21 protein-coding genes are annotated in these 22,876 nt (G+C 67.3%); 9 read left to right on the top strand and 12 right to left on the bottom strand.

Features of this window, described 5'->3' with window-relative positions; genetic code table 11:
* Positions 1 to 12: 12 nt before the first annotated feature.
* The 5 genes from AC731_RS10010 to AC731_RS09990 all read right to left on the bottom strand — a co-directional run bounded on the left by AC731_RS10010 (position 13) and on the right by AC731_RS09990 (position 6,349).
* Entirely contained in the window at positions 13 to 1,197 is a 1,185-nt protein-coding gene (locus AC731_RS10010) for a phosphoglycerate kinase (RefSeq protein WP_048705724.1), read from the bottom strand.
* 67 nt (positions 1,198 to 1,264) lie between these two features.
* Positions 1,265 to 2,293: a type I glyceraldehyde-3-phosphate dehydrogenase gene (gap, locus tag AC731_RS10005; RefSeq protein ID WP_048705721.1), complete on the bottom strand. Its 1,029-nt coding sequence runs from the start codon at positions 2,291 to 2,293 to the stop codon at positions 1,265 to 1,267.
* Positions 2,294 to 2,429: 136 nt separating this feature from the next.
* The gene (gene tkt / locus AC731_RS10000; protein ID WP_048705719.1) at positions 2,430 to 4,445 is read right to left on the bottom strand and encodes a transketolase; all 2,016 of its coding nucleotides are present in this window, start codon (positions 4,443 to 4,445) and stop codon (positions 2,430 to 2,432) included.
* A 126-nt stretch (positions 4,446 to 4,571) separates the two neighbouring features.
* Entirely contained in the window at positions 4,572 to 5,447 is an 876-nt protein-coding gene (locus tag AC731_RS09995; protein WP_004262999.1) for a phosphoribulokinase, read from the bottom strand.
* A 92-nt stretch (positions 5,448 to 5,539) separates the two neighbouring features.
* Positions 5,540 to 6,349, bottom strand: a complete 810-nt coding sequence (locus tag AC731_RS09990; RefSeq protein ID WP_004263001.1) for an inositol monophosphatase family protein — start codon at positions 6,347 to 6,349, stop codon at positions 5,540 to 5,542.
* A gap of 50 nt (positions 6,350 to 6,399) precedes the next feature.
* On the opposite strand from AC731_RS09990, the gene AC731_RS09985 reads away from it, so the two are divergent.
* The 5 genes from AC731_RS09985 (at position 6,400) to AC731_RS09965 (ending at position 11,879) form a co-directional block, all read left to right on the top strand.
* On the top strand, positions 6,400 to 7,122 hold the full coding sequence (locus tag AC731_RS09985; RefSeq protein WP_048705716.1) for a 16S rRNA (uracil(1498)-N(3))-methyltransferase: 723 nt from the start codon (positions 6,400 to 6,402) through the stop codon (positions 7,120 to 7,122).
* A 52-nt stretch (positions 7,123 to 7,174) separates the two neighbouring features.
* Positions 7,175 to 8,659 (top strand): polyphosphate:AMP phosphotransferase, encoded by a 1,485-nt coding sequence (gene pap / locus AC731_RS09980; RefSeq protein WP_048705714.1) that lies wholly within the window; start codon positions 7,175 to 7,177, stop codon positions 8,657 to 8,659.
* A 171-nt stretch (positions 8,660 to 8,830) separates the two neighbouring features.
* The gene (argA, locus tag AC731_RS09975; protein ID WP_004263007.1) at positions 8,831 to 10,165 is read left to right on the top strand and encodes an amino-acid N-acetyltransferase; all 1,335 of its coding nucleotides are present in this window, start codon (positions 8,831 to 8,833) and stop codon (positions 10,163 to 10,165) included.
* Entirely contained in the window at positions 10,162 to 11,604 is a 1,443-nt protein-coding gene (locus AC731_RS09970) for a sensor domain-containing diguanylate cyclase (protein WP_048705711.1), read from the top strand. Before argA ends, AC731_RS09970 begins: the two co-directional genes overlap by 4 nt.
* Before the next feature lie 2 nt (positions 11,605 to 11,606).
* On the top strand, positions 11,607 to 11,879 hold the full coding sequence (locus tag AC731_RS09965) for an oxidative damage protection protein (RefSeq protein WP_004263011.1): 273 nt from the start codon (positions 11,607 to 11,609) through the stop codon (positions 11,877 to 11,879).
* A gap of 111 nt (positions 11,880 to 11,990) precedes the next feature.
* On the opposite strand, the gene phoU is transcribed toward AC731_RS09965, so the two are convergent.
* From phoU to moeA, 3 genes are all read right to left on the bottom strand, one after another.
* On the bottom strand, positions 11,991 to 12,686 hold the full coding sequence (gene phoU, locus AC731_RS09960) for a phosphate signaling complex protein PhoU (protein WP_048705709.1): 696 nt from the start codon (positions 12,684 to 12,686) through the stop codon (positions 11,991 to 11,993).
* 96 nt (positions 12,687 to 12,782) lie between these two features.
* The gene (gene rpiA, locus AC731_RS09955; protein WP_048705706.1) at positions 12,783 to 13,445 is read right to left on the bottom strand and encodes a ribose-5-phosphate isomerase RpiA; all 663 of its coding nucleotides are present in this window, start codon (positions 13,443 to 13,445) and stop codon (positions 12,783 to 12,785) included.
* Between the two features lie 16 nt (positions 13,446 to 13,461).
* Entirely contained in the window at positions 13,462 to 14,712 is a 1,251-nt protein-coding gene (gene moeA, locus AC731_RS09950) for a molybdopterin molybdotransferase MoeA (protein ID WP_048705703.1), read from the bottom strand.
* Positions 14,713 to 14,841: 129 nt separating this feature from the next.
* On the opposite strand from moeA, the gene AC731_RS09945 reads away from it, so the two are divergent.
* Positions 14,842 to 15,651 carry a ferritin-like domain-containing protein gene (locus tag AC731_RS09945; RefSeq protein WP_048705701.1) on the top strand — a complete coding sequence of 270 codons (810 nt, stop codon included), beginning with the start codon at positions 14,842 to 14,844 and terminating at the stop codon, positions 15,649 to 15,651.
* An 18-nt stretch (positions 15,652 to 15,669) separates the two neighbouring features.
* On the opposite strand, the gene ccsB is transcribed toward AC731_RS09945, so the two are convergent.
* From ccsB to AC731_RS09930, 3 genes are all read right to left on the bottom strand, one after another.
* Positions 15,670 to 16,854, bottom strand: coding sequence for a c-type cytochrome biogenesis protein CcsB (ccsB, locus tag AC731_RS09940; protein ID WP_232435114.1), 1,185 nt, complete (start codon positions 16,852 to 16,854; stop codon positions 15,670 to 15,672).
* Positions 16,851 to 18,929 (bottom strand): cytochrome c biogenesis protein ResB, encoded by a 2,079-nt coding sequence (locus tag AC731_RS09935; protein ID WP_038012017.1) that lies wholly within the window; start codon positions 18,927 to 18,929, stop codon positions 16,851 to 16,853. The genes ccsB and AC731_RS09935 overlap by 4 nt, the downstream gene beginning before the upstream one ends.
* A gap of 127 nt (positions 18,930 to 19,056) precedes the next feature.
* Positions 19,057 to 19,686 (bottom strand): c-type cytochrome, encoded by a 630-nt coding sequence (locus AC731_RS09930; RefSeq protein WP_004263029.1) that lies wholly within the window; start codon positions 19,684 to 19,686, stop codon positions 19,057 to 19,059.
* Positions 19,687 to 19,808: 122 nt separating this feature from the next.
* Here AC731_RS09930 and yihA point away from each other — a divergent pair, with 122 nt between their 5' ends.
* The 3 genes from yihA (at position 19,809) to AC731_RS09915 (ending at position 22,208) form a co-directional block, all read left to right on the top strand.
* Positions 19,809 to 20,495, top strand: coding sequence for a ribosome biogenesis GTP-binding protein YihA/YsxC (yihA, locus tag AC731_RS09925; protein WP_004263031.1), 687 nt, complete (start codon positions 19,809 to 19,811; stop codon positions 20,493 to 20,495).
* 196 nt (positions 20,496 to 20,691) lie between these two features.
* Entirely contained in the window at positions 20,692 to 21,708 is a 1,017-nt protein-coding gene (gene hemB / locus AC731_RS09920) for a porphobilinogen synthase (protein ID WP_004263032.1), read from the top strand.
* A gap of 47 nt (positions 21,709 to 21,755) precedes the next feature.
* Complete coding sequence (locus AC731_RS09915) at positions 21,756 to 22,208, top strand: GNAT family N-acetyltransferase (protein ID WP_237266513.1); 453 nt, start codon at positions 21,756 to 21,758, stop codon at positions 22,206 to 22,208.
* Between the two features lie 3 nt (positions 22,209 to 22,211).
* Here the strand turns inward: AC731_RS09915 and AC731_RS09910 are convergent, their stop codons facing one another.
* Positions 22,212 to 22,859 (bottom strand): pyrimidine 5'-nucleotidase, encoded by a 648-nt coding sequence (locus tag AC731_RS09910; RefSeq protein WP_004263036.1) that lies wholly within the window; start codon positions 22,857 to 22,859, stop codon positions 22,212 to 22,214.
* Positions 22,860 to 22,876: the final 17 nt, after the last annotated feature.

Below are 22,876 nucleotides of genomic sequence, written 5' to 3'. Positions count from 1 at the left end.
TGCGGAGACGAATCAGGCGGTGAAGCGCTCTTCCAGTGCTGCGATCGCAGGCAGGGTCTTGCCTTCGAGGAACTCGAGGAAGGCGCCGCCGCCCGTCGAGATGTAGCCCACGTCTTCTGCGATGTGGAACTTGGCGATGGCTGCGAGGGTGTCGCCGCCGCCGGCGATCGAGAAGGCTTCCGAGTGGGCGATGGCAGAGGCCATCATCTTGGTGCCGCCGGAGAACTGCGGCAGTTCGAACACGCCGACCGGGCCGTTCCAGACGATGGTGCCGGCGTTGGCGATGATTTCCGACAGCTTGGCCGCCGTCTTCGGGCCGACGTCGAGGATGCGGTCGTGCGGGCCGACTTCGTCCACCGAAATGCGGTTGGCGCGAGCGAGGGCGGAAACCTCGTCGGCGACGACGACGTCGACCGGCAGGGGCACTTCGGCGCCGCGGGCCTTCATCATGTCCATGATGGCCTGGGCTTCCTTGACCAGCTCGGGCTCGGCCAGCGATTCGCCGATGCGCTTGCCGGAAGCGAGCAGGAAGGTGTTGGCGATGCCGCCCCCCACGATCAGCTGGTCGACCTTGTCGGCCAGCGACTTCAGGATGGTCAGCTTGGACGACACCTTGGAGCCGCCGACGATGGCGACCAGGGGACGCTTCGGCGCATGCAGCGCCTTGGACAGCGCGTCGATCTCGGCGCCCATCAGCATCCCGGCACAGGCCACCGGGGCGAAGCGGGCGATGCCGTGCGTGGTGGCCTCGGCGCGGTGGGCGGTACCGAAGGCGTCGTTGACGTAGACGTCGCACAGCGCGGCCATCTTCTTCGCCAGTTCTTCGTTGTTCTTCTTTTCGCCGACGTTGCAGCGGCAGTTCTCGAGCAGGACGACCTCGCCCGGCTTGACCTCGAAGCCGCCGTCGACCCAGTCGGCGATCAGGCGCACCGGACGGTGCAGCAGTTGGCCCATGCGCACGGCGACCGGCGCCAGGGTGTCGTCGGGGCCGACCGTGCCTTCGGTTGGACGACCGAGGTGGGAGGTGATCATCACCGCGGCGCCGTTGTCGAGGCAGTACTGGATCGACGGGATCGAGGCACGGATACGGGTGTCCTCGGTGATGTTGCCGGCGTCGTCCTGCGGCACGTTGAGGTCGGCGCGAATGAACACCTTCTTGCCGCGGACGTCGATTTCGTTGAGCTTCTTGACTTGCATGGTCGTGTCGGTCTCGTGAAAACGCCCTGCGGGGCAGGGCGTCGATGAATTGCGATGGCCGCCGGGCTTACTTGGCGTTGGCGAAGGCGCGGGCGGCGTCGAGCATGCGGCAGGAATAGCCCCACTCGTTGTCGTACCAGGCCAGCACCTTGACCAGCACCGAGCCGTCCTCGCCCTTGATGACGCGGGTCTGGGTGGCGTCGAAGGTGGAGGACACGGTGGTGTGGTTGAAGTCGGAGGACACCAGCGGCTCGGTGTTGACCGCGAGGATGCCCTTCAGCGGGCCGTTGGCCGCGGCGGTCATCAGTTCGTTGATCTCTTCCTTGGTGGTGGCGCGCTCGGCGGTGAAGGTGAGGTCGACCAGCGAGACGTTGATGGTGGGCACGCGCAGCGCGAAGCCATCGACCTTGCCGACGAGCTGCGGCAGCACCAGGCCGACGGCCTTGGCGGCGCCGGTCTTGGTCGGGATGATGTTGGCGGCGGCGGCGCGGGCGCGGCGCAGGTCCTTGTGGCGCACGTCCACCGTGACCTGGTCGTTGGTGTAGGCGTGGATGGTGGTCATCAGGCCCTGCTTGATGCCCACGCTGTCGGCCAGGATCTTGGCGACCGGGGCCAGGCAGTTGGTGGTGCACGAGGCGTTGGAGACGACGGTCATGTCGCCACGCAGCACCTCTTCGTTCACGCCCATGACGATGGTGGTGTCGACGTCGTCACCGCCCGGGGCGGAGATCAGCACGCGCTTGGCGCCCATGTCGAGCAGGGCCTGGGCCTTGGCCTTGGTGGTGTAGGCGCCGGTGCACTCGAGCAGCACATCCACGCCGTGGCTGCCCCAGTTGACGCCCTTGGGGTCCTTGGTGGAGTAGAAGGGGATCTTCTTGCCGTCGATGATGATGACGTTCTCGCCCTCGGTGTCGACCGAGGTCGCGAAGCGGCCGTGGGTGGTGTCGTACTTGAGCAGGTGGGCGTTGGTGGCCAGATCGCCGGAGGCGTTGATGGCGACCACTTCGAACTCGTTCTGCAGGCCCTGCTCGTAGATGGCGCGCAGCGTGCAGCGACCGATACGACCGAAACCGTTGATGGCGACCTTGATGCTCATCGATGCTTCTCCCTGAAATAACGTCGTAAAACTGAATGTTTGTCCTTGCCGATGCCCTGCCGGCGCGTGCCGGACCGAGCCCCGATGTGCAACGGGAGCAGTCCGATTCCGGAGCCGCTCCCGCGTCAGGTTCTCGTCAGAGCACCGATTTCACTGCCTGCACCACCGCATCCGCAGTGATGCCGAAATACTTGAACAGCTCGCCCGCCGGCGCCGACTCGCCGAAGCGGTCGATGCCGATCACGCGGCCTTCGAGGCCCACGTACTTGTACCAGCCGTCGGTGCAGCCGGCCTCGACCGCGACGCGCGGCAGGCCGGCGGGCAGCACGTTCGCCTTGTAGGCGGCGTCCTGGCGGTCGAAGACGTTGGTCGAGGGCATGGACACCACACGCACTGCGACACCTTGCTCGGCCAGCGTCTTCTGCGCGGCGATGGCAAGCGCGACCTCGGAGCCGGTGGCGATGATCACCGCCTGCGGCTTGCCGCCGGCAGCTTCCGACAGCACGTAGCCGCCCTTGCGGATCGCGGCGACCTGTTCCGCCGTGCGGGCCTGGAAGGGCAGGTTCTGGCGCGAGAAGCACATGCTGGTCGGGCCGTCACGGCGCTCGATCGCGCTCGCCCAGGCCACGGCGGATTCGGTGGTGTCGCAGGGGCGCCACACGTCCATGTTGGGGATCAGGCGCAGCGTGGCGGTCTGCTCCACCGGCTGATGGGTGGGGCCGTCCTCGCCGAGGCCGATCGAGTCGTGGGTGAACACGAAGATCTGGCGCACCTTCATCAGCGCGGCCATGCGCAGGGCGTTGCGCGCGTACTCGCTGAACATCAGGAAGGTGGCGGTGTAGGGGATCAGGCCGCCGTGCAGGCTGGTGCCGTTGGCGATCGCCGCCATGCCGAACTCGCGCACGCCGTAATAGACGTAGTTGCCGCCGCTGCTCTTGCTGACGCCCTTGGCGCCCGACCACAGCGTGAGGTTGGAGCCAGCGAGGTCGGCCGAGCCGCCGAGCAGCTCGGGCAGCTTGGGCGCGTAGGCTTCGATGCTGTTCTGGCTGGCCTTGCGGGTGGCGATGGTCTCGGCCTTGTCGGCGACTTTGGCGAGTACCGCGGCGACGTGGGCGTCCCAGTCGGCGGGCAGCTCGCCGGCCATGCGGCGCTCGAACTCGGCGGCGAGCTCGGGGTGGGCGGCGCGGTAGGCGGCGAAGGCGGCGTTCCACTCGGCCTCGCGTTCGGCGCCCTTGGCGCGCGCATCCCAGGCGGCATACACGTCGGCCGGGATCTCGAAGGGCGGGTGGTTCCAGCCGATGTGGGCGCGCGCGGCCTCGATCTCGGCGGCGCCGAGCGGGGCGCCATGCACGTCGTGGCTGTCCTGCTTGTTGGGGGCGCCGGCGCCGATGATGGTCTTGCAGCAGATCAGCGTGGGCTGGGCGGTGTTGGCCTTGGCCTGCTGGATGGCGGCTTCGATGGCGACCGGGTCATGGCCCTGAACGTCACGGATGACCTGCCAGCCGTAGGCTTCGAACCTTTTCGGGGTGTCGTCGGTGAACCAGCCGTCGACGTGGCCGTCGATGGAGATGTTGTTGTCGTCGTAGAACGCGACCAGCTTGCCCAGGCCCCAGGTGCCGGCGAGCGAGCAGGCTTCGTGCGAGATGCCTTCCATCAGGCAGCCGTCGCCGAGGAAGACGTAGGTGTGGTGGTTGACCACTTCATGGCCGGGGCGGTTGAACTCGGCGGCGAGGATCTTCTCGGCCAGCGCCATGCCCACGGCGTTGGTGATGCCCTGGCCGAGCGGGCCGGTGGTGGTTTCGATGCCGGGCGCGTAGCCGTATTCGGGGTGGCCCGGGGTCTTGCTGTGCAGCTGGCGGAAGCGCTTGAGTTCCTCGATCGGCAGGTCGTAGCCGGTCAGGTGCAGCAGCGCGTAGATCAGCATCGAGCCGTGGCCGTTGGACAGCACGAAGCGGTCGCGGTCGGCCCACTTGGGGTTGGCCGGGTTGTGCTTGAGGTGGTGGCGCCACAGCACTTCCGCGATCTCGGCCATGCCCATCGGCGCGCCGGGGTGGCCGGAATTGGCCTGTTGCACGGCGTCCATCGCCAGGGCGCGGATCGCGCCGGTGATGGGGTTGAAGACCGGGGCTTTGACGTTGCGGGTCGACTGCATGCTGTTCTCGGGCCGGAGGCCACCATCGGAAAAGCCGCAATTATCCCTTAAAAGTTCCCGGCGATGCCAATGCTGCAATGCGACATCTGTACGGGCGACAGATGGTCAGGTGAGCGTGTCGGGCGATCAAACCCACTGCCGGCGGCGCTCCATCAGCTTCCAGATCAGCGGGGTGAGGATCAACTGCATCGCCAGGTCGAGCTTGCCGCCCGGAATCACGATGGTGTTGGCGCGGCTCATGAAGGCGTCGTGGATCATGCGCAGCAGGTAGGGGAAATCCACACCGCGCGGGTCCTTGAAGCGGATCACGACCATCGACTCGTCCTGTGTCGGCACGTCGCGAGCGATGAAGGGGTTCGACGTATCGACCACCGGCACGCGCTGGAAGTTGATGTGGGTGCGCGCGAACTGGGGCACGATGTAATGCACGTAGTCGTGCATGCGGCGCAGGATGGTGTCCTGCACGGCCTCGGGCGAATAGCCGCGGATCTTGGTGTCGCGGTGCAGTTTCTGGATCCACTCGAGGTTGATGGTGGGCACGACCCCGATGAGCAGGTCGACATGGCGTGCCACATCCACGGTGTCGGTGACGACTGCCCCGTGCAGGCCTTCGTAGAACAGGCAGTCCGTACCCACGGGCAGGTCTTCCCATTCGGTGAAGGTGCCCATCGGCAGGTTCCAGCGCATGGCCTGCGCCTCGTTGTGGATGTAGTGCCGGCGGCGGCCGGTTGCCGCTTCGCCGTAGGCCCGGAACAGGCTTTCCAGGTCGGAGAAGAGATTGGCCTCGGGGCCGAAGTGGCTGATGCCGCGTTGCCCGAGACGCTCGGCCTCCTCGATCAGCAACTGCATCTCCGCCCGCGTGTGGCGGTGGAAGCTGTCGCCTTCGACGATGGCCGCATTCACGTGCTCACGGTGGAAGATCGCCTCGAAGGTGTGTTTGACCGTGGTCGTGCCTGCGCCGGATGAGCCGGTGACGGCGATGATCGGGTGCTTCATGGACATGGTGGTCTCCGCGCTGGGCGAACGGTATCGTCACTCGAGTATATTGCGCTGCAGCAAATTGCGGTGAGATTCGTTTACACGCGCTGCGGGGCTCAGGAGCGCGCCTTGACCCACGCCGACCACTCGGCGAACAGGCCCGGGTTGGCGGCGGCGATCACGCCGCGCTTGACCGCGGGCCCCGACATCAGCGAGCCGCCGCCCAGGGCTTCGGCCTGGCCGCCGGCCTCGGCCAGGATCAGGCGGCCGGCGGCGTAGTCCCACAGCATCTGCCCGCCGTGCAGGTAGACATCGAGCCGGCCTGCCGCGACGAAGCACCATTCCAGCGCGCTGGAGCCAAAGTTGCGCTGCGAGTAGTACGGAGGACGAACCGCCAGTTCGTCGCCGAGGTGGTGGCTGATGCGCTTGAAATCGACGCCCGCCACCGCGTCGGCCAGCCGGGCCGCTCCCTGGCGCAAGGGCAGCTCCGTACCGTTGAGGTAGGCGCCGGCGCCGCGCGCAGCGTAGAAGGACTCGTCGGTGATCGGGTTGTATACGACGCCCAGCACCGGCTCGCGCTCGATCAGGTAGGCGATGGACACGGCGAACAGCGGGATGCCGTTGGCGAAGTTGGTCGTGCCGTCGATCGGGTCGATGCACCACATGCCGCGCCCGCCCTCGTTCCACAGGTGGGCCTGCTCGGTGGCGGTCATCTCCTCGCCCAGCACGGCCCCCGGAAGGAACTGCGGCAGAACCTCGGTGAAACGTCGCTGCGACTCGACGTCGGCCTCGGTGAACAGCGAGCCGTCGGGCTTGCGGTTGCGTGCCGATTTCAGGTAGCGGGGCAGGATTTCCGCGCGCGCGATGTCGCGCACCATCGATTCGAGTGCGCGTGCGCGGGCGAGGCGTTGGGCTGCGGTGGGCATGTGGGCTCCTTGCCGGTCGGGCGCGGGGATGCGGAGCCTATAATCTTACGATGATTTCTCGATTCCATTTTCCGGGGCATCTGCCCGAGTCCGGCGAGGTCGCGCTGCCCGAGGGGCTCGCGCACCACGCCTTGCGCGTGCTGCGCCTGCGCGATGGCGAGCCGATGGTGCTGTTCGACGGTCGGGGGGGCGAGGTCGATGCCCGGCTGGTGGTGCGCGGCAAGGCAGGGTTCGCGCAGCTGGGGGAGCGGCGGACGCTCGACCGCGAGTCGCCGTTGCAGGTGGTGCTGGTGCAGGCACTGGCTTCGGGCGACAAGATGGACTGGGTGGTGCAGAAGGCGGTCGAGCTGGGCGTCATGGCGATCCAGCCGGTGCAGGCGGAGCGATCGGTGTTGCGACTGTCCGGCGAGCGTGCCGAGAAGCGGCTTGCGCACTGGCAGCAGGTGGCGGTCTCGGCCTGCGAGCAGAGCGGGCGCAACCGCATCCCGCAGGTCCATCCCTTGCAGCCGCTGGTGCCGTGGCTCGCTGCGGTGCGTGGCGAGCGTGGCTACGTGCTGGCGCCCGGTGGTGGAACCGGCTTCGGCGGTGAGGCGCGGCCCGAGGGCGCGGTGCATGTCCTGATCGGCCCCGAGGGCGGCTGGACCGAGGCCGAACTGGCGGCCTGCGACGCCGCCGGTTTCCGGCGCGTGACGCTCGGGCCGCGGGTCTTCAGGACCGAGACGGCAGGGCTGGCCGCGCTGGCCGTGCTGCAGGCGCAGTGGGGCGATTTCTGATCCGGTGCCATGCGGGTGCCGGCTGCTGGACGACAACCGACGAGGGGCATCGATGTTCGAATCCGCGGAACTTGGTCACCGGACCACGAAGGAAGAATTCGACGCGATCGTGCCGCGGTTGCGCGCCGATCTGCTCGACGCCCAGTTCGATCTGCTGCAACTGAAGCAGTTTGCCGTCGTCGTGCTGATCAACGGCGTGGATGGGGCGGGCAAGGGCGAGACGGCCAACCTGCTCAACGAGTGGATGGACCCGCGCCACATCCAGGCCTGGGCTTTCGACACGCCCACGCCGGAGGAAGCCGAACATCCGTTCATGTGGCGCTTCTGGCGTGCGCTGCCGCCGCACGGCAAGATCGGCGTGCTGTTCAACAACTGGTACACCCAGCCCATCCGCGACCGCGTCGATCGCGTGTGCAAGCGCGCCGAACTCGATCAGCGCCTGGACGAGATCCGTCGCTTCGAGGCGATGCTCGCGCACGAGGGCGTGCTGCTGATCAAGTTCTGGTTCCATCTCTCCAAGGACGCGCAGAAAAAGCGACTGAAAGAGCTGGAGAAGGATGAGCGCACGCGCTGGCGCGTCACCGAGCGCGACTGGCGCTTCTACGAGCTGTACGACCGCTACCGCGAGGTGGCCGGGCACGTGCTGCGCACGACGAGCACGGGCGATGCGCCCTGGCTGATCGTCGATGGTTCGGACCCCAACTACCGCGCGCTGTTCGTCGCGCGCACGCTGCTGTCGGCGCTGCGCCACCGGCTCGACGCGGCCTCCCAGAACTGGAAGCCGCGCCTGTCGGCGGCGCCGCTCGCGCCGCGGGTGGACCAGCGCAACTTGGTCGACAGCCTCGTGCGCCAGGACATGGGGCGCAAGGAGTACGAGCGCGAGCTCGAACTGCTGCAGGGCCGGCTTGCGCTGCTGACGCGCGAGGACGCCTTCCGCCGGCACTCGCTGGTGCTGGTGTTCGAAGGCATGGATGCGGCCGGCAAGGGCGGTGCGATCCGCCGCGTCGCCGGCGCGCTCGACATCCGCCAGTACCGCATCATTCCGATCGCCGCACCGACCGAGGAGGAGCGCGTGCAGCCCTACCTGTGGCGCTTCTGGCGCCATGTGCCGCCGCGCGGCAAGGTCGTGATGTTCGATCGCTCGTGGTACGGCCGCGTGCTGGTCGAGCGTGTCGAGGGTTTCTGCTCCGAGGCCGACTGGATGCGCGCCTATGCCGAGATCAACGACTTCGAGGACCAGTTGACCGCAGCCGGCGCGGTGGTGGTGAAGTTCTGGCTGGCGATCAGCAAGGAAGAGCAGCTCGAGCGCTTCAAGGAGCGTGAGGCCGAACCGCACAAGCGCTTCAAGATCACGCCCGAGGACTGGCGCAACCGCGACAGATGGGACGACTACACGCGGGCGGTGTGCGACATGGTCGATCGTACCAGCACCGGCACCGTGCCCTGGACGCTGGTCGAGGCCGACGACAAGCACTTCGCGCGTATCAAGGTGTTGCGCACGATCTGCGAGCGGCTCGAGGCGGTGCTTGCGCAATGATGGGGGCGATCAGGTCGTGCTCGCCGAGACCGTGTTGATGAGGCCGCGGCGCAGGGCTGTGGCATCCGTTAGAATTCCGTCATTCGAAATCCTGCCGCTCGTGTTGGCCCCCGTGGCCGTCCGGCCGGCTCCTGTCGCGGTGAATGCGTGAACGCTGAATCGAAACCCGCCATGCCGGCCGTGCCGGCGACCGAGGATCCCACCTCGCAGTTCGTCGCCTGGGTGCGCGGCGCGGCCCCCTACATCCACGCCTTTCGCGGCAAGACCTTCGTCGTCGGCTTCGGCGGCGAGGTGGCGGCGGGCGAGCGCGCGCAAAGCCTGGCCTACGACTGCAATCTGCTCGCGGCGCTGGGCATCCGCCTGGTGCTGGTGCATGGGGCGCGGCCGCAGATCGACGTCGAGTTGGCGCGGCGCGGGCTGGAACCGCGTTTCCACCACGGATTGCGCGTGACCGATGCCGAGGCGCTGGAGTGCGTCAAATCCGCCATGGCGGTGACGCGTTTCGAGGTCGAGGCGCTGCTGTCGCAGGGCCTGCCGAACACGCCGATGGCCGGTAGCTACATGCGCGTCACCGGCGGCAACTTCATCACTGCGCGTCCCTTCGGCGTGGTTGATGGGGTCGACTACCAGTTCACCGGCGCTGTGCGCAAGATCATCGCCGAGGAGATCAACGCCGACCTCGACCAGCAGAACGTGGTGCTGATCACGCCGCTCGGCGTCTCGCCAGCGGGCGAGATCTTCAATCTCGCGATGGAGGAGGTGGCCGAGGCGGTCGCGGTGGCGCTGAAGGCCGAAAAGCTCATCTACCTGTGCGATGCGCCCGGCCTGCTCGACGCCGAGGGCCAGCTCGTCGAGTCGGTCACGGCCGACGAGGCGCAGTCCAAGATCGAGACCGGCGAAGGGCTGACCGAGGACCTCCATCTCTTCCTGCCCTGTGCGATCCGCGCGGTGCGGCGTGGCGTGGCGCGCTGCCACCTGATCGATCGTGACAAGGACGGCGGCCTGCTGCTCGAGTTCTTCACCCATGCCGGCGTCGGGACGGTGGTGTCGCGCGACCCGCTGTTCCGCCTGCGCGAGGCGACGGTCGATGACGTGGCCGCGCTGGTCTCGCTCATCTCGCCGATGGAGGCGGACGGTACGCTCGTGCGTCGCGGGCGCGAGCTGCTCGAACAGGAGATCGAGCGCTTCACCGTGGTCGAGCACGATGGCGTGCTGGTGGGTTGCGCGGCGCTGTATCCGTTCTCGGAAGACAACGCGGCCGAACTCGCCTGCCTTGCGGTGACGCCGGAGTACCGCCGGGCGGGCCTCGGCGACCAGCTGCTCAAGCGCATCGAGCGTCGTGCCCGTGTTCAGCGCCTCGAGCGTCTGTTCGTGCTCACGACGCGCACCGCGCACTGGTTCCGCGAGCGCGGCTTCAACGAGATCGGTCCCGAGGCCTTGCCGCGTCAGAAGCGGGAGCTTTACAACTTCCAGCGGCGCTCCAAGGTCTTCGTGAAGTCCCTATGATCCTGTGGCCCAAGCGCGCTGCGTCAGACGAGGCGGTCAACGCCCAGGACGATTACTGTCGCCAGGTGGCCGAGGGTGTGCACGGTGTCGAGGCGCTGTTCGACGAGCAGCTTCGGCTGTTGTGGATCAGCCCCTCGATCGAGCGGGTCACCGGTTATGCGCCCGCTGACTGTCTCGTCGCGCAGGATCTGTTCGCGCTGATCGTCCACGAGTCCGACCGTGCGCACTGCACGCGGGCCGTGGCGCAGCTTGCCGCAGACGGCCTGCCGCAGGATTTCGAGTTGCGGTTCGTGCGGCGTGACGGCGAGACGGCCTGGGTCGCGTCGCACTGGCGGCGCGTGGACAGCGGCGGCCACTGGCGTTTGCGCCTGTCGGCAGAGGACATCCAGGCGCGCAAGCAGACCGAGTACAAGCTGCTGGAGACCGTCACCGAACTGCGCCGCGCGCAGGCGCTGCGTGAACACTACCTGCTGCGCAGCAACGACGAGCGCCAGCGCCTGGCCGCGCTGCTCAACCTGATCCGGCTCGGCATCCTCTTCATGGATCAGGACAAGCGCGTGCTGTATTACAACCGCGCCATGCTCGAGATCTGGGGCTATCCGCCGGATGCCCACCTGATCGGCACGCGCGAAAGTGTGGTGCAGGAGACGGTGAGGCCGCAGCTTGCCGATCCGGATGCCTATTTCGCCCACGTCGCGGAGGTGGTCGAGCGGCGCCAGGGCGTCAGCGATGCATTCGAGTTCCGCCTCGTCGACGGGCGCATCGTCACCGATCGCTCGGCGGTGGTCGAGGGATCGGTCGAGGGGCATGGCATCGGGCGCGTGTGGATCTACGAGGACGTCACCGAGGCGCGCCGCATCTCGGCGCGACTGGTCGAGATGGCCGAGCGCGATCCGCTCACCAACCTGTACAACCGCCGTCGTTTCCACGAGGAGCTCGAGCGGACGCTGGCCGATGCGAGCCGGCGCGGGCACGCGGTGGGCCTGCTCGGCATCGATCTCGATGGTTTCAAGCCGATCAACGATGCCTTCGGACACCAGGCCGGCGACGAGGTGCTGGTGCGACTTGCCGAGCGTGTCAGCCGCATCGTGCGCCGGCACGAGATGTTCTTCCGCATCGGTGGCGACGAGTTCGCGATGCTGGTGCCCGATGCCCAGATCGATGAGTTGGCCGAGCTGGCGGGCCGGTTGCGCGAGACCGTCGCCGGATTGCGCTTCTGTTTCGAGGGCAAGGACGCGGGTGTGACGGCGAGCATCGGCATCGCCGTCTTCCCCGACAACGGGCTCGACGCCGAGGCACTGATCGCGGCGGCGGACGAGGCCATGTACCGCTCGAAGTCCGAGGGGCGCAATCGCTGGACGCTGTCCGCGAGGACGGCGGGTGAATCCGCTAGAATGCGGGCTTCGAGCTCCGATGAACCCGATAGCAGAGAGGAATGAACATGGCTCGCATGGTTAACTGCGTGAAACTCGGTCGCGAGGCGGAAGGCCTGGATCTTCCCCCGGTGCCGGGCGCGCTCGGTAAGCGCATCTTCGACAATGTGTCGAAGGAGGCGTGGCAGCAATGGGTCAAGTACCAGACCATGCTGATCAACGAGAACCGCCTGAACCTGATGGACGCGCGTGCGCGCAAGTACCTGGCGGAGCAGATGGAGAAGCACTTCTTCGAAGGCGGCGCCGACCAGATCAGCGGCTACGTTCCGCCCGCGCAGTAAGGCGTGGGCGGCGGGCGCTGTCCGTCGCACGCACTGCAAAGCAAAAGAGGGGTGGCTGAGCCATCCCTCTTTTACTGTCTGCGGCCGTAAGTCGGGCGGTTGCTGTGCGTGTCAGCTCTTGTCGCCGAGGCGGGCTTCGGCCTTCGCGTAGCGCACGTCCTCGCCCTCCACGAGGAAGACAACGTATTCGGCGATATTCATCGCGTGGTCGCCGACGCGTTCGATCGCCTTGGCGGCGAACAGCAGCTCGATGCTGTTGGTGATCGTGCGCGGGTCTTCCATCATGTAGGTAATCAGCTGGCGCATGGTCGCCTTGAAGTTCGCGTCCACTTCGGCATCCTGGCGTTTGATGCGCGGGGCGACGCTGGCGTCGGCACGGGCGAAGGCGTCAAGTGACGAATGCAGCATCGACAGTGCGAGCTGGGCGGCATGCGACAGGTCGACGCGCGGCGTGAAGGTGACTTCGCTCGAATGAAGGCGCTTTGCGGCCTTGGCGATTTTCTTGGCTTCGTCGCCGATGCGTTCGAGGTCGCCAACCGACTTGATGACGGTCATCACCAGGCGCAGGTCGACCGCGGCCGGTTGGCGCTTGGCGATGATGTGGTTGCACTCGACGTCGAGTTCCTTCTGCATCAGATTGACGCGCTGGTCCTCGTCGATGATCTGGTCGAGCAGGGCGAGGTCGCCGGTGCGCAGGCCTTCCAGCGCGTTCTTGACCTGTGATTCGACCAGTCCGCCCATTTGCAGCACGCCGCTGCGGATTTCTTCCAGTTCGACGTTGAACTGCTTGTAGGTGTGTTGCGTCATCTTCGCCGTGATCCGTTCGAGAGAAGCATGGAGGCTAGCAGCACAAGGTTAAGGTTTTGTTGCAAGTCATCCCGCTGAAACCTCTGCGGCACCGGGTCAGGGGCGCTGCAGCCGTTCCACGCCGTGGCTGCCGGCGAGCAGCAGCAGGTCGGCGCCGCGCTCGGCGAAGAGACCGTTGGTGACGACGCCGACGATCTGGTTGACGCGGGTCTCGGTGCCGACGGGGTCGCTGATCGCCAGTCCGTGGACGTCCAGGATCAGGTTGCCGTTGTCGGTGACGAAGTCTTCGCGCAGCCGCGGTTCGCCGCCGAGGCGGGCGAGTTCGCGGGCGACGTGGCTGCGTGCCATCGGGATGACTTCGACCGGAAGCGGGAAGCGGCCCAGGGTGAGGACCCGCTTGCTGGCGTCGCAGATGCAGATGAAGCGCTTCGACACCGCGGCGACGATTTTCTCCCGCGTCAGCGCGCCGCCGCCGCCCTTGATCATCGCAAAACTGCCGTCGATCTCGTCTGCGCCGTCGACATACACCGGGATGCTGTCGATGTCGTTGAGATCGAACACCTGGATGCCGTGTGCGGCGAGGCGCTTCGAGCTCGCCTCGGAGCTGGAGACGGCGCCGCGGATGCGGTCGCGCATCCCGGCCAGGCCGTCGATGAAATGATTGACGGTCGAGCCGGTACCGACGCCGACGATGCTGCCGCCCTCGATGTAGTCGAGGGCGGCGAGGGCGGCGGCTTTCTTGAGTTCGTCCTGGGTCATGTGTGTTTCCCGGTTCTCAGACCAGGCCATTGAAAGGTTGTACGAAAACAGCGTCGCCGGGCTGCACCGCGGTGCAGTCTTCCGGCAGCACGATGAAACAGTCGGCTTCGGACATCGAACGCAGCACGCCCGAGCCCTGGGCGCCAGCGATGGCGACCGAGAGCTCGGCGCCGTCGCGCTGCAGGCGTCCGCGCAGGTACTCGACGCGGCCGGGTTGCTTGCGCAGGGCGAAGTCGGCGCGGACCGCGAAGCGTTCGGCCGGCGGCAGCGGGGTGACGCCCATCAGTGTCAGCAGCGCGTCCTGCACGAACTGGTAGAAGGTCACCAGCACTGCGACCGGGTTGCCGGGCAGGCCGAACAGCATGGCCTTGCCGATACGGCCGAAGGCCATCGGCCGGCCGGGCTTGATCGCGAGCTTCCAGAACGAGACTTCGCCCATGCGCGCCATCATCTCGCGGATGAAATCGGCCTCGCCGACCGATACGCCGCCACTGGTGATGATGACGTCGGCTGCCAGCGAGGCGTCGCGGAAGGCAGCCTCGAGCGCGGCCGGCTCGTCGGGAATGACGCCCATGTCGAGCAGTTCGCAGCCCAGGCGCGAGAGCGCACCGAACAGCGTGTAGCGGTTGCTGTCGTAGACCTCGCCCGGCGCCAGCGGCCGGCCGATGGATGCGATCTCGTCGCCGGTGGAGAAGAAGGCCACGCGCAGGCGGCGCTGCACGACGACCTCGGCGATGCCGAGCGAGGCGATCAGGCCGAGTTCCGCCGGGCCGCAGAGCGTGCCGGCCGCCAGGGCGATGCTGCCTTCGGCAAGATCCTCGCCGGCATGGCGAAGGTTCTGGCCCCGCTTCTGGCCGGTGGGGACGAAGACGCGGTCGTGTTCGCGGCGGGCGACTTCCTGCACGACAATGGTGTCCGCGCCCTGCGGGATTGCGGCGCCGGTCATGATGCGTACGGCCTGGCCGGGCCCGACGATGCCCGAGAACGGGCGTCCGGCGAAGGCGGTGCCAACCACCGCCAGCGCAGTTTCCGCGTCGGACGCGAGGTCGGCGGCGCGCACGGCGTAGCCGTCCATCGCGGAATTGTCATGCGCCGGCACGTTGTAGGGCGCGATCACGTCGCGCGCCAGCACGCGGCCGAGCGCAGCGCGTACCGCGACACGCTCCCAGCCGTCGATCGGCGACAGGGCATCGAGGATCAGGCTGCGTGCATCGGCGACACTCAGGAAATTGCGTCCCGCGTCGCCGCCAGAAGTGGACTGAGTCATCTGCGTGGGTCCGGGAGGGGCGACCCGGCTGGGTCGCGACGGCCGCCATTTTCCCACATTGGCGGCCCGGGTGTGGATGCACGGCGACGATGGCGCCGCAGGGGCGGGCTTTTGCTAGACTCCGCGCCCATGCAAGCCTCGGTACATGATGCGGCGCTGGCCGCCCTGATGATCAGCGACCCCCGGCAGAAATGCGCGTCGACAACTGCGCTGCGCGCGGACTGGTTGGCGGGAACGCGGGTCGTGACGCGCGCGGCCGACATCGTCGAGCCGCTGCGCGAGCCGGGGCGTCCGGCGCGGCCCGAACTCGTGTCGCCGGCACAGTTGGCGGGGCGCCGTCCCGGGAGTCGCGAAGGCCATGCTGCGCTGCTGCACGCAATTGCGCACATCGAGTTCAACGCGATCAACCTCGCGCTCGACTGCGTGCATCGCTTCCGCGGCCAGCCGACCGCCTTCCACGACGACTGGCTCAAGGTCGCGGCCGAGGAGGCCGATCACTTCGGGCTGGTGGTGGCGCGCCTGCAGGCGCTGGGCTTCGATTACGGCGATTTTCCCGCGCACGACGGCCTGTGGGACATGGCCTGCCGCACGGCGCACGACCTGCTCGCGCGGATGGCGCTGGTGCCACGGGTGCTGGAGGCGCGCGGGCTGGATGCGACGCCGCCGATCATGAAGAAGCTGAAGGCGATCGGCGATACAGAGAGCGTTGCCGTGCTGGAGATCATCCTGCGCGACGAGATCGGCCACGTCGCCATCGGCGACCGCTGGTTTCGCCAGCAGTGCGCTGCGCGCGGGCTGGAGCCGGAGGCGACCTACCTGCAACTGATCGACGACTTCCGCGCACCGCGGCCGCAGCCGCCGCTCCACATCGAGGCGCGGCGGGCGGCGGGATTCAGCGCGGCGGAACTGGACAGGCTGTCCCGTCCGCGCAAGGGATGAGGCAGGGCCTGGCGCGGCTTACAGCGCGCCGTAGGAGTGCAGGCCCGACAGGAACATGTTGACGCCGATGAAGGCGAAGCTCGTCACCAGCAGGCCGACCACTGCCCACCACGCCAGCAGCGCGCCGCGCAGGCCTTTGGTGAGGCGCATGTGCAGCCAGGTGGCGTAGTTCAGCCACACGATCAGGGCCCAGGTCTCCTTCGGGTCCCACTGCCAGTAGGTGCCCCAGGCTTCGGCCGCCCACAGTGCGCCGAGAATGGTGGCGATGGTGAAGAAGGCGAAGCCGATCGCGATCGACTTGTACATCACGTCTTCCAGTACCCGCAGCGCAGGCAGGCGCGAGGCGAGCAGGCCGCGTTCGGCCAGCAGGTAGGCGCTGCCCACCATCGCTGCCAGTGCGAAGGCGCCGTAGCCGATGAAGTTGGTCGGCACGTGGACCTTCATCCAGTAGGACTGCAGCGCCGGGATCAGCGGTTGGATCTCGTGTGCGCCGCGGGTGAAGGTGTACCACAGCAGGAAGGCCACCGCGGCCGAGATCACCAGCAGCACGAAGGCGCCCAGCTTGCGGGTGGCGTAGCGCAGTTCGTAGTACAGATAGAGCAGGGCGGTCATCAGCGAGAACAGCACGAAGACTTCGTACAGGTTGCTGATCGGGATGTGGCCGACGTCGGGGCCGACCAGGTAGGACTCGTACCAGCGCACGAAGAGGCCGGTCGTGCCCATGACGACGGCGATCCAGGTCAGTGCCGTGCCAGTGCGGTCGCCGAAGTCCGAGCGCGCCAGCAGGCCCAGCCAGTAGGCGCCGGTGGCGATGAAGATGAGCGCGCTCATCCACATGATCGCGGTCTGGCTCGAGATCAGGTACTTCAGGAAGAAGGTCTGCTCGGCACGCGCAAGGTCGCCCTGATAGAGCCAGATCGCCGTCAGCGACAGCACGGTGACGGCGGCGAGATAGGGGCGGAAGGCCTTCCAGTGCCAGCCGATCGCGGCGAGGATCGGGACGTGCAGGATCAGGATGCCCTTGTCGTACACATCCATGAAGTCGCCGTACTCGCGCAGCGCGAAGATCGCACCGAGCACCAGGGCGAAGGCATAGAGCCAGTCGAGCGCGCCGAGCTGGCGCAGCCAGTGACGCCGGGGGGGCAGTGCCTCGGGCGGCAGGTTGGTCGGGCTGGAGGGGCGAGGCTGGGCGATGTCCATCATGAACCTCTGACGGGGTCGGTTGCGGCAAGGGGTGAGTCGGTCGGGGCGGTGCCGAGAGCGGCGCGCAGGCCGTCCACGTGGCGCTGGAAAGTCTCGTCCACATCCATCGCCTTGCGGTTCGAAGACATCGCCACTAGGGCCTCGTTCGGTTTCAGCAGCACGAACAGGCGACGTTCGCGGATGTACAGCATCGCGAACACGCCCAGTACCAGCAGCAGCGAACCCAGGTAAACGAGCGGCTGGCCCGGCGAACGGGTCGCCTGCAGCACCGTGGCCTGGCGTTCCTCGTACGACATCAGCTGCAGGAAGACCGGCACGCCGTAGAAGAGGCTGTCCGAGAGCGCCGCCAGCGTGTCGTTGAGGTACTGGGCGCGGGCCTGGTTCAGCTCGAGCGGCGTCATGCCGCTGCGCTCGCGCGCCAGCGCCCAGGCTTCCCAGGCGAGGCCCTGCAGGATCTTGACGAACACGTCGGCGGCGCGCTCCTGTTCGCCCGCGGCGACGGTGCTCTCGAGGAAGCGGCCCACCGACTCGTAGCCGCGGTCGGCGAACAGCGTGAGCGTGTGGGCGGCGGTCTGGGCCAGCGCATCGCGCATCTGGGCGCGGGCGTCGTCGAGGCCGAAGCTGCGTGCGGCAAAGCGCGCGGCGATCTCGGCGCGATTCTCCGGATCGAACATCATCTGACGCAGCGCGAACCAGGTGTCGATGCGGCCGTCCTCGTCCAGCGGCAGGCGGATGTAGCGGAAGGGCTCGGACTGGGCGTCGCGCGTACCCGAGTACATGAACCAGCGGCCGCCCTGCACGATCGGCAGCATGTAGTTCTGGAACTCGCGTGCCTGGCCGGCTTCGTCGCGCAGCTTGAAGGTGTAGCTCGGGCCGATGTTGCGCAGATCCTTCTCGTGCGGCGTCTTCGCGCCGCTGCCGAGGTGCTCCTGCAGCCTGGCCATGCCGCGCGCGGTCTCGGTGGCATTGCCGCCTTCGCCCATTTCCTCGACGTTGAAGGCCCTGAAATTCGTCAGCTCGAGCGTGTACTTGAACTTCGGGTGTTCGATCCGGCGCGCTTCGCCGACCTCGGCCTTGAACTCGAGCAGCTTGCCGGCTTCACCCACCAGCAGGCTGTGGCCGACGAGTTCGAGGATCGAGCCGCCGTCGTCGAAGCTCGACTGGTACAGCGTGATGCCGCGATGTTCGAGCGGCTTGTTCACCTCGATCGTGTGCTCGAAGCTCTCGCCGCTCTCGTCGTCGGTGACGAGGATGTCGCTGGCGAAGCGCTTGGGCATCCCGTTCTCGTAGTGGTCGATGTGGAACTTCTTCAGCGAGATCGTGAACGGCAGTTCCTGCAGCAGGATGTTGTCGCCGACGGCGAGCACCGCGACGTTCGCCGAGCGGCCCTCGGGGATGAAGACGTTGCCGCGGAAGCTCGGGTTGGATTCGCTCATCCGTGCCGCGTCGGGAATGCCGGCGATGAGCTGGTTGCCGGCGGTGGGCTGCTTGTCGCCGGCCCACATCTGGATTCGCAGCGGCAGGTCGCCGTCGAGCAGGCCGCCGATGCAGATCAGCACGATGGCGCCGTGGGCGAGGAAGTAGCCGAGGCGGCCCGTGCTGCCCTGCTTGGCGGCCACCAGCGTGCCGTCGCTCCGCGCATCGGTGCGGAAACGGAAGCCGGCCTGGGTGAGGTAGGCCTGGGTACGCTCCACCGCGGCCGGCCCTTCGAGTGCGGGCGCAAAGCTCGCCTGGTGGCCGAACTGGCGCAGCGAAGCCTCGCGCGCATGCTCGCGGAAGTGGCGCATCTCGCGCAGCATGGGCGCGGTCTGGCGCACGATGCACAGCGAGGTCGACAGCACGAGGAAGGCGAGGATGACGACGAACCAGGGCGCGTTGTAGACCGAGTACAGGCCCAGCTTGTCGAACACGGGGAACCAGAACGGACCAAACTGGTTCAGGTAGGCGTTGAAGGGTTCGTTCTGCTTGATGACGGTGCCGATCACCGAGGCGATCGACAGGATGGTCAGCAGGCTGATGGCGAAGCGCATCGAGCTCAACAGCTCGAACAGGGCGCGTGAGGTGCCGCGTTGCATCAGGCCCCCGGGCATTGGGTCAGGGCGTCGGCCATGGCGTCAGGTGTCAGGCGCAGGGCCGGCCGGAAAAAGAAAAAGGGGTGGAGCAATCCACCCCTCCACGGGACGCGTCAAAGGCCGGGTGTGCTCAGCGCAGGCCAGCCGCGAAGTCGGCGACCGCCTTCATCTCGGCATCGGTCATCTTCAGCGCGATCATGCGCATCATGCGGTTCGGGTCGTTGTCGCGTCCGCCGTCACGGAAGGCCTTGAGCTGGGCTTCGGTGTATTCGGCGAACTGGCCCGACAGGCGCGGATACTGGGCGGGGAGACCGGCGCCGGCAGGACCGTGGCAGGCGGCACAGGCGGGCACGCCTTTGGCGGCGATGCCTGCACGCCAGATCTTCTGGCCGAGTTCGATGGTTTCGAGGTTCTTGGCCGGCTCGGGCTGCAGCTCGAAGGACGCGAAGTACTTCGCCAGGCCCTTCATGTCGGCGTCTTCGAGGCCGGCGACCATCGCGCCCATGACCGCGTTCTCGCGCAGGGGCTTGGCACCGTCCCAGCCCTTGAACTCGCGCAGCTGCTTGTAGAGGTAGTCCTCGTGCTGCCCGGCGATCTTCGGGTTGGCCGACAGCTGGCTGTTGCCGTCAGCGCCGTGACAGGCGACGCAGACCGTTTCGGCGGTCTGTTTCGCCTTGGCGAGGTCCGGAGCCTGCTCCTGGGCCTGCAGGCCGCCGGCAACAAGCAACAGGGACGAGAGCAGCAGGGAACGCTTGATCATGATGTCCTCGGAAAGCCGTGAGTGATTGTTTCAAACGCGGTATTCTATATCAGGAAACCCGCGTTGCGCGATGCGATGTGGGCTTTGTTCCGCAGTCCGCCGGCCTTTTACCCCACTTATTCATGCCCCTGTTCCGCAACGCACAATTCGAGATCTCGATCGCCAAGCCGTCCGGCTTACCGCCTCCCTCCGGTGCGGAGATCGCCTTCGCGGGACGCTCGAACGCGGGCAAGTCGAGCGCGATCAACACGCTTGCAGGCCATGTCCGACTCGCCTTCGTTTCGAAGACGCCCGGTCGTACGCAGCTCATCAACTTCTTCCGCCTCAACAGTGGCGCCTTGCTGGTCGACCTGCCGGGCTACGGGTATGCCGCGGTGCCCGAGAAAGTGCGGCGGCAGTGGCAGGGGCTGATCGAGAATTACCTGAAGAAGCGTGAGAGCCTGATCGGGCTGGTGCTGATCATGGACTCGCGCCATCCGCTGACGCCGCTCGACCGGCAGATGATCGACTGGTTCGCGCCCTCGGGCCGACCGATGCACGTGCTGTTGACCAAGAGCGACAAGCTCTCGCGCGGCGCGGCGGCGGCGGTACTGCAGGATGTCCGGCGCGAACTGGCGCCGCTGGGGCCGCAGGTAACCGTGCAGCTGTTCTCTAGCCTGAAGAAAAGTGGTGTCGAGGAGGCCGAGCGCGTGATCGCCGGTTGGCTGGGCCTCGGTGAGCCCGCGGCCGAAGCGCCTGCGGCCGAAGCGCCTGCGGCGGAGCCTGCCATTGCGGACGCAGAAAACAAAAACCCCCGACCAGGGGAGTAGTCGGGGGTGAAAATGCCTCACTGGCGTGAGGCACCCGCTCAGGGAGGTGAAGCGGGAGACGGGATGACGCGGGGGCGCGCTGCCGTCTGCTTGCTAAGATAGACCGCCCTTACCGAAAGTTCCGTAAGCCATCCGTTACCGCATGTGTCGTGGCGGCGGATGAACGGAGCGAAATCAACCAGATCACGAGATTCCGATGCGACCGACTGGAGCCTTCCCTGCAACGCGCATGCGCCGCATGCGCCGCGACGACTTTTCCCGCCGCCTGATGCGCGAGAACGTGCTCACGGCCAACGACCTGATCTATCCGGTTTTCGTGCTCGATGGCGAGCAGCGCACCGAATCGGTGGCATCGATGCCAGGGGTCGAGCGGGTATCGATCGACCGCCTGCTGCATGTGGCAGAAGAGGCGCTGACGCTGGGCGTTCCGGCGTTGGCGCTGTTCCCGGTGATCGACGCCGCCGGCAAGACCGATGGCGCCGAAGAGGCGTGGAACCCGGACGGCCTGGTGCCGCGTACCGTGCAGGCGCTGAAGGCGCGCTTCCCGGAGCTGGGCGTGATCACCGACGTCGCGCTCGACCCCTACACCAGCCATGGCCAGGACGGCCTGATCGACCCGCAGGACCCGCGCGGCTACGTCATGAACGACGAGACGCTCGAGGCGCTGGCGAAGCAGGCCCTGTGTCACGCCCAGGCGGGCGCCGACGTGGTGGCGCCGTCGGACATGATGGACGGCCGCATCGGCCGCATCCGCACCGAACTCGATCGCGCCGGCCACATCCATACCCGCATCCTCGCCTATTCGGCCAAGTACGCGTCGAGCTTCTACGGTCCGTTCCGCGACGCCGTGGGCTCGGCCGGCAATCTCGGCAAGGGCAACAAGTACACCTACCAGATGGACCCGGCCAATAGCGACGAGGCGATCCGCGAGGTCGCGCTCGACATCGCCGAGGGGGCCGACATGTTCATGGTCAAGCCCGGCATGCCCTACCTGGACATCGTGCGTCGCGTGAAACGCGAGCTTGAGGTGCCGACCTATGTCTATCAGGTCAGCGGCGAGTACGCGATGCTGAAGGCGGCCGGGGCCAATGGCTGGCTCGACGAAAAGGCCTGCGCGATGGAGGCGCTGCTGTCGTTCAAGCGTGCCGGTGCGGACGGCATCCTGACCTACTACGCGCTCGACGCCGCGCGCTGGATGAAGTCCGGCGCGTGATCGCGCGAGTGCCGCATACATCGCCCGTGATGCTGCGGGCGATGCGCATGGACGACCTCGACGCGGTGCTCCGCATCCAGCGCGAGGCCTACGGCGACGATTACCAGGAATCCGCCGAGGTGCTCGCCCGCAAGCTGCGGCTCGCCCCCGATGCCTGCTGGTTCGCCGAGCGCGACGGCGTCGGCCTCGGCTATGTCTTCGCCCATCCGTGGACCGCGGGCGCGCCGCGGCTGCATGCTCCGCTCGCCAGCCTGCCGCCTGCGGCCGACCACGGCTTCCTGCACGATCTTGCGGTTTCTCCGCGTGCGCGCGGCGAGCGGCTCGGTGGACGGCTGTTCGCGCAGGTCCTTGACTGGTCGCGGGCGGCGGAGCACCGGGGCCTGCAACTGGTGGCGCTGGCCGACGCGGTCGGCTTCTGGCGCCGGCTCGGTTTCGTGCCTTGTGCGCAGGCGCTGCCTGAGGGCTACGGCGTGGGGGCCGTGCTGATGCGGCTCGTTTGAACTTCAGCCCAGCAGGCGGCCCAGCGCGCGCCTGAGGTCGAGGATCGAGGCAAGCTTGACGTCGACGTAGGCCGGGGTGCGCAGGTTGCGGCCGACGAGCACGGTGCGCATGCCCAGGCGCTTGGCCGTGCGCAGATTGACCGCCGAATCCTCCAGCATGATGCAGCGCGCCGGATTCAGCCGACGCGACGACAGCAGCTTGCGATAGCCGCGAATGCCCGGCTTGGGGTGGTAGTCGAGGTCCTCGATGCCGATCACGTCTTCGAACAGGTCACGGATGCCCATGGTGTCCAGCACGGCCAGCGCGTAGTGGCGCGGTGCGTTCGAGAACACGAAGCGGCGCCCCGGCAGCTTGCGCAGCAGGCCGCGCAGCGCGCGCTCGAACACCATCATCTCGTGCAGTCGGTCAAAGCGGTGTGTCTCGACCAGGAAGTGCCGCGGGTCCGTGCCATGGTGTCGCATCAGTCCGAGCAGCGTGGCGCCATAGCGGTGCCAGTATTGCATGCGCAGCGCATTCGCTTCCTCCCTCGACAGCGCGAGGTGCTGTTCGAGGTAGGCGGTCATGCTGCGATTGATGTGCGGGAAGATGTGCGGGCTGGCGTTGTGCAGCGTGTTGTCGAGGTCGAACAGCCAGACGGGGTCGGAATGCATGGGCTTGGTGCGATGGG

This window comes from Thauera humireducens (assembly GCF_001051995.2).
GTDB classification, from domain to species: Bacteria; Pseudomonadota; Gammaproteobacteria; order Burkholderiales; family Rhodocyclaceae; genus Thauera; species Thauera humireducens.
Note: the sequence above shows the minus strand (reverse complement) of the source record. Positions and strands in the feature narration are given on the sequence as shown.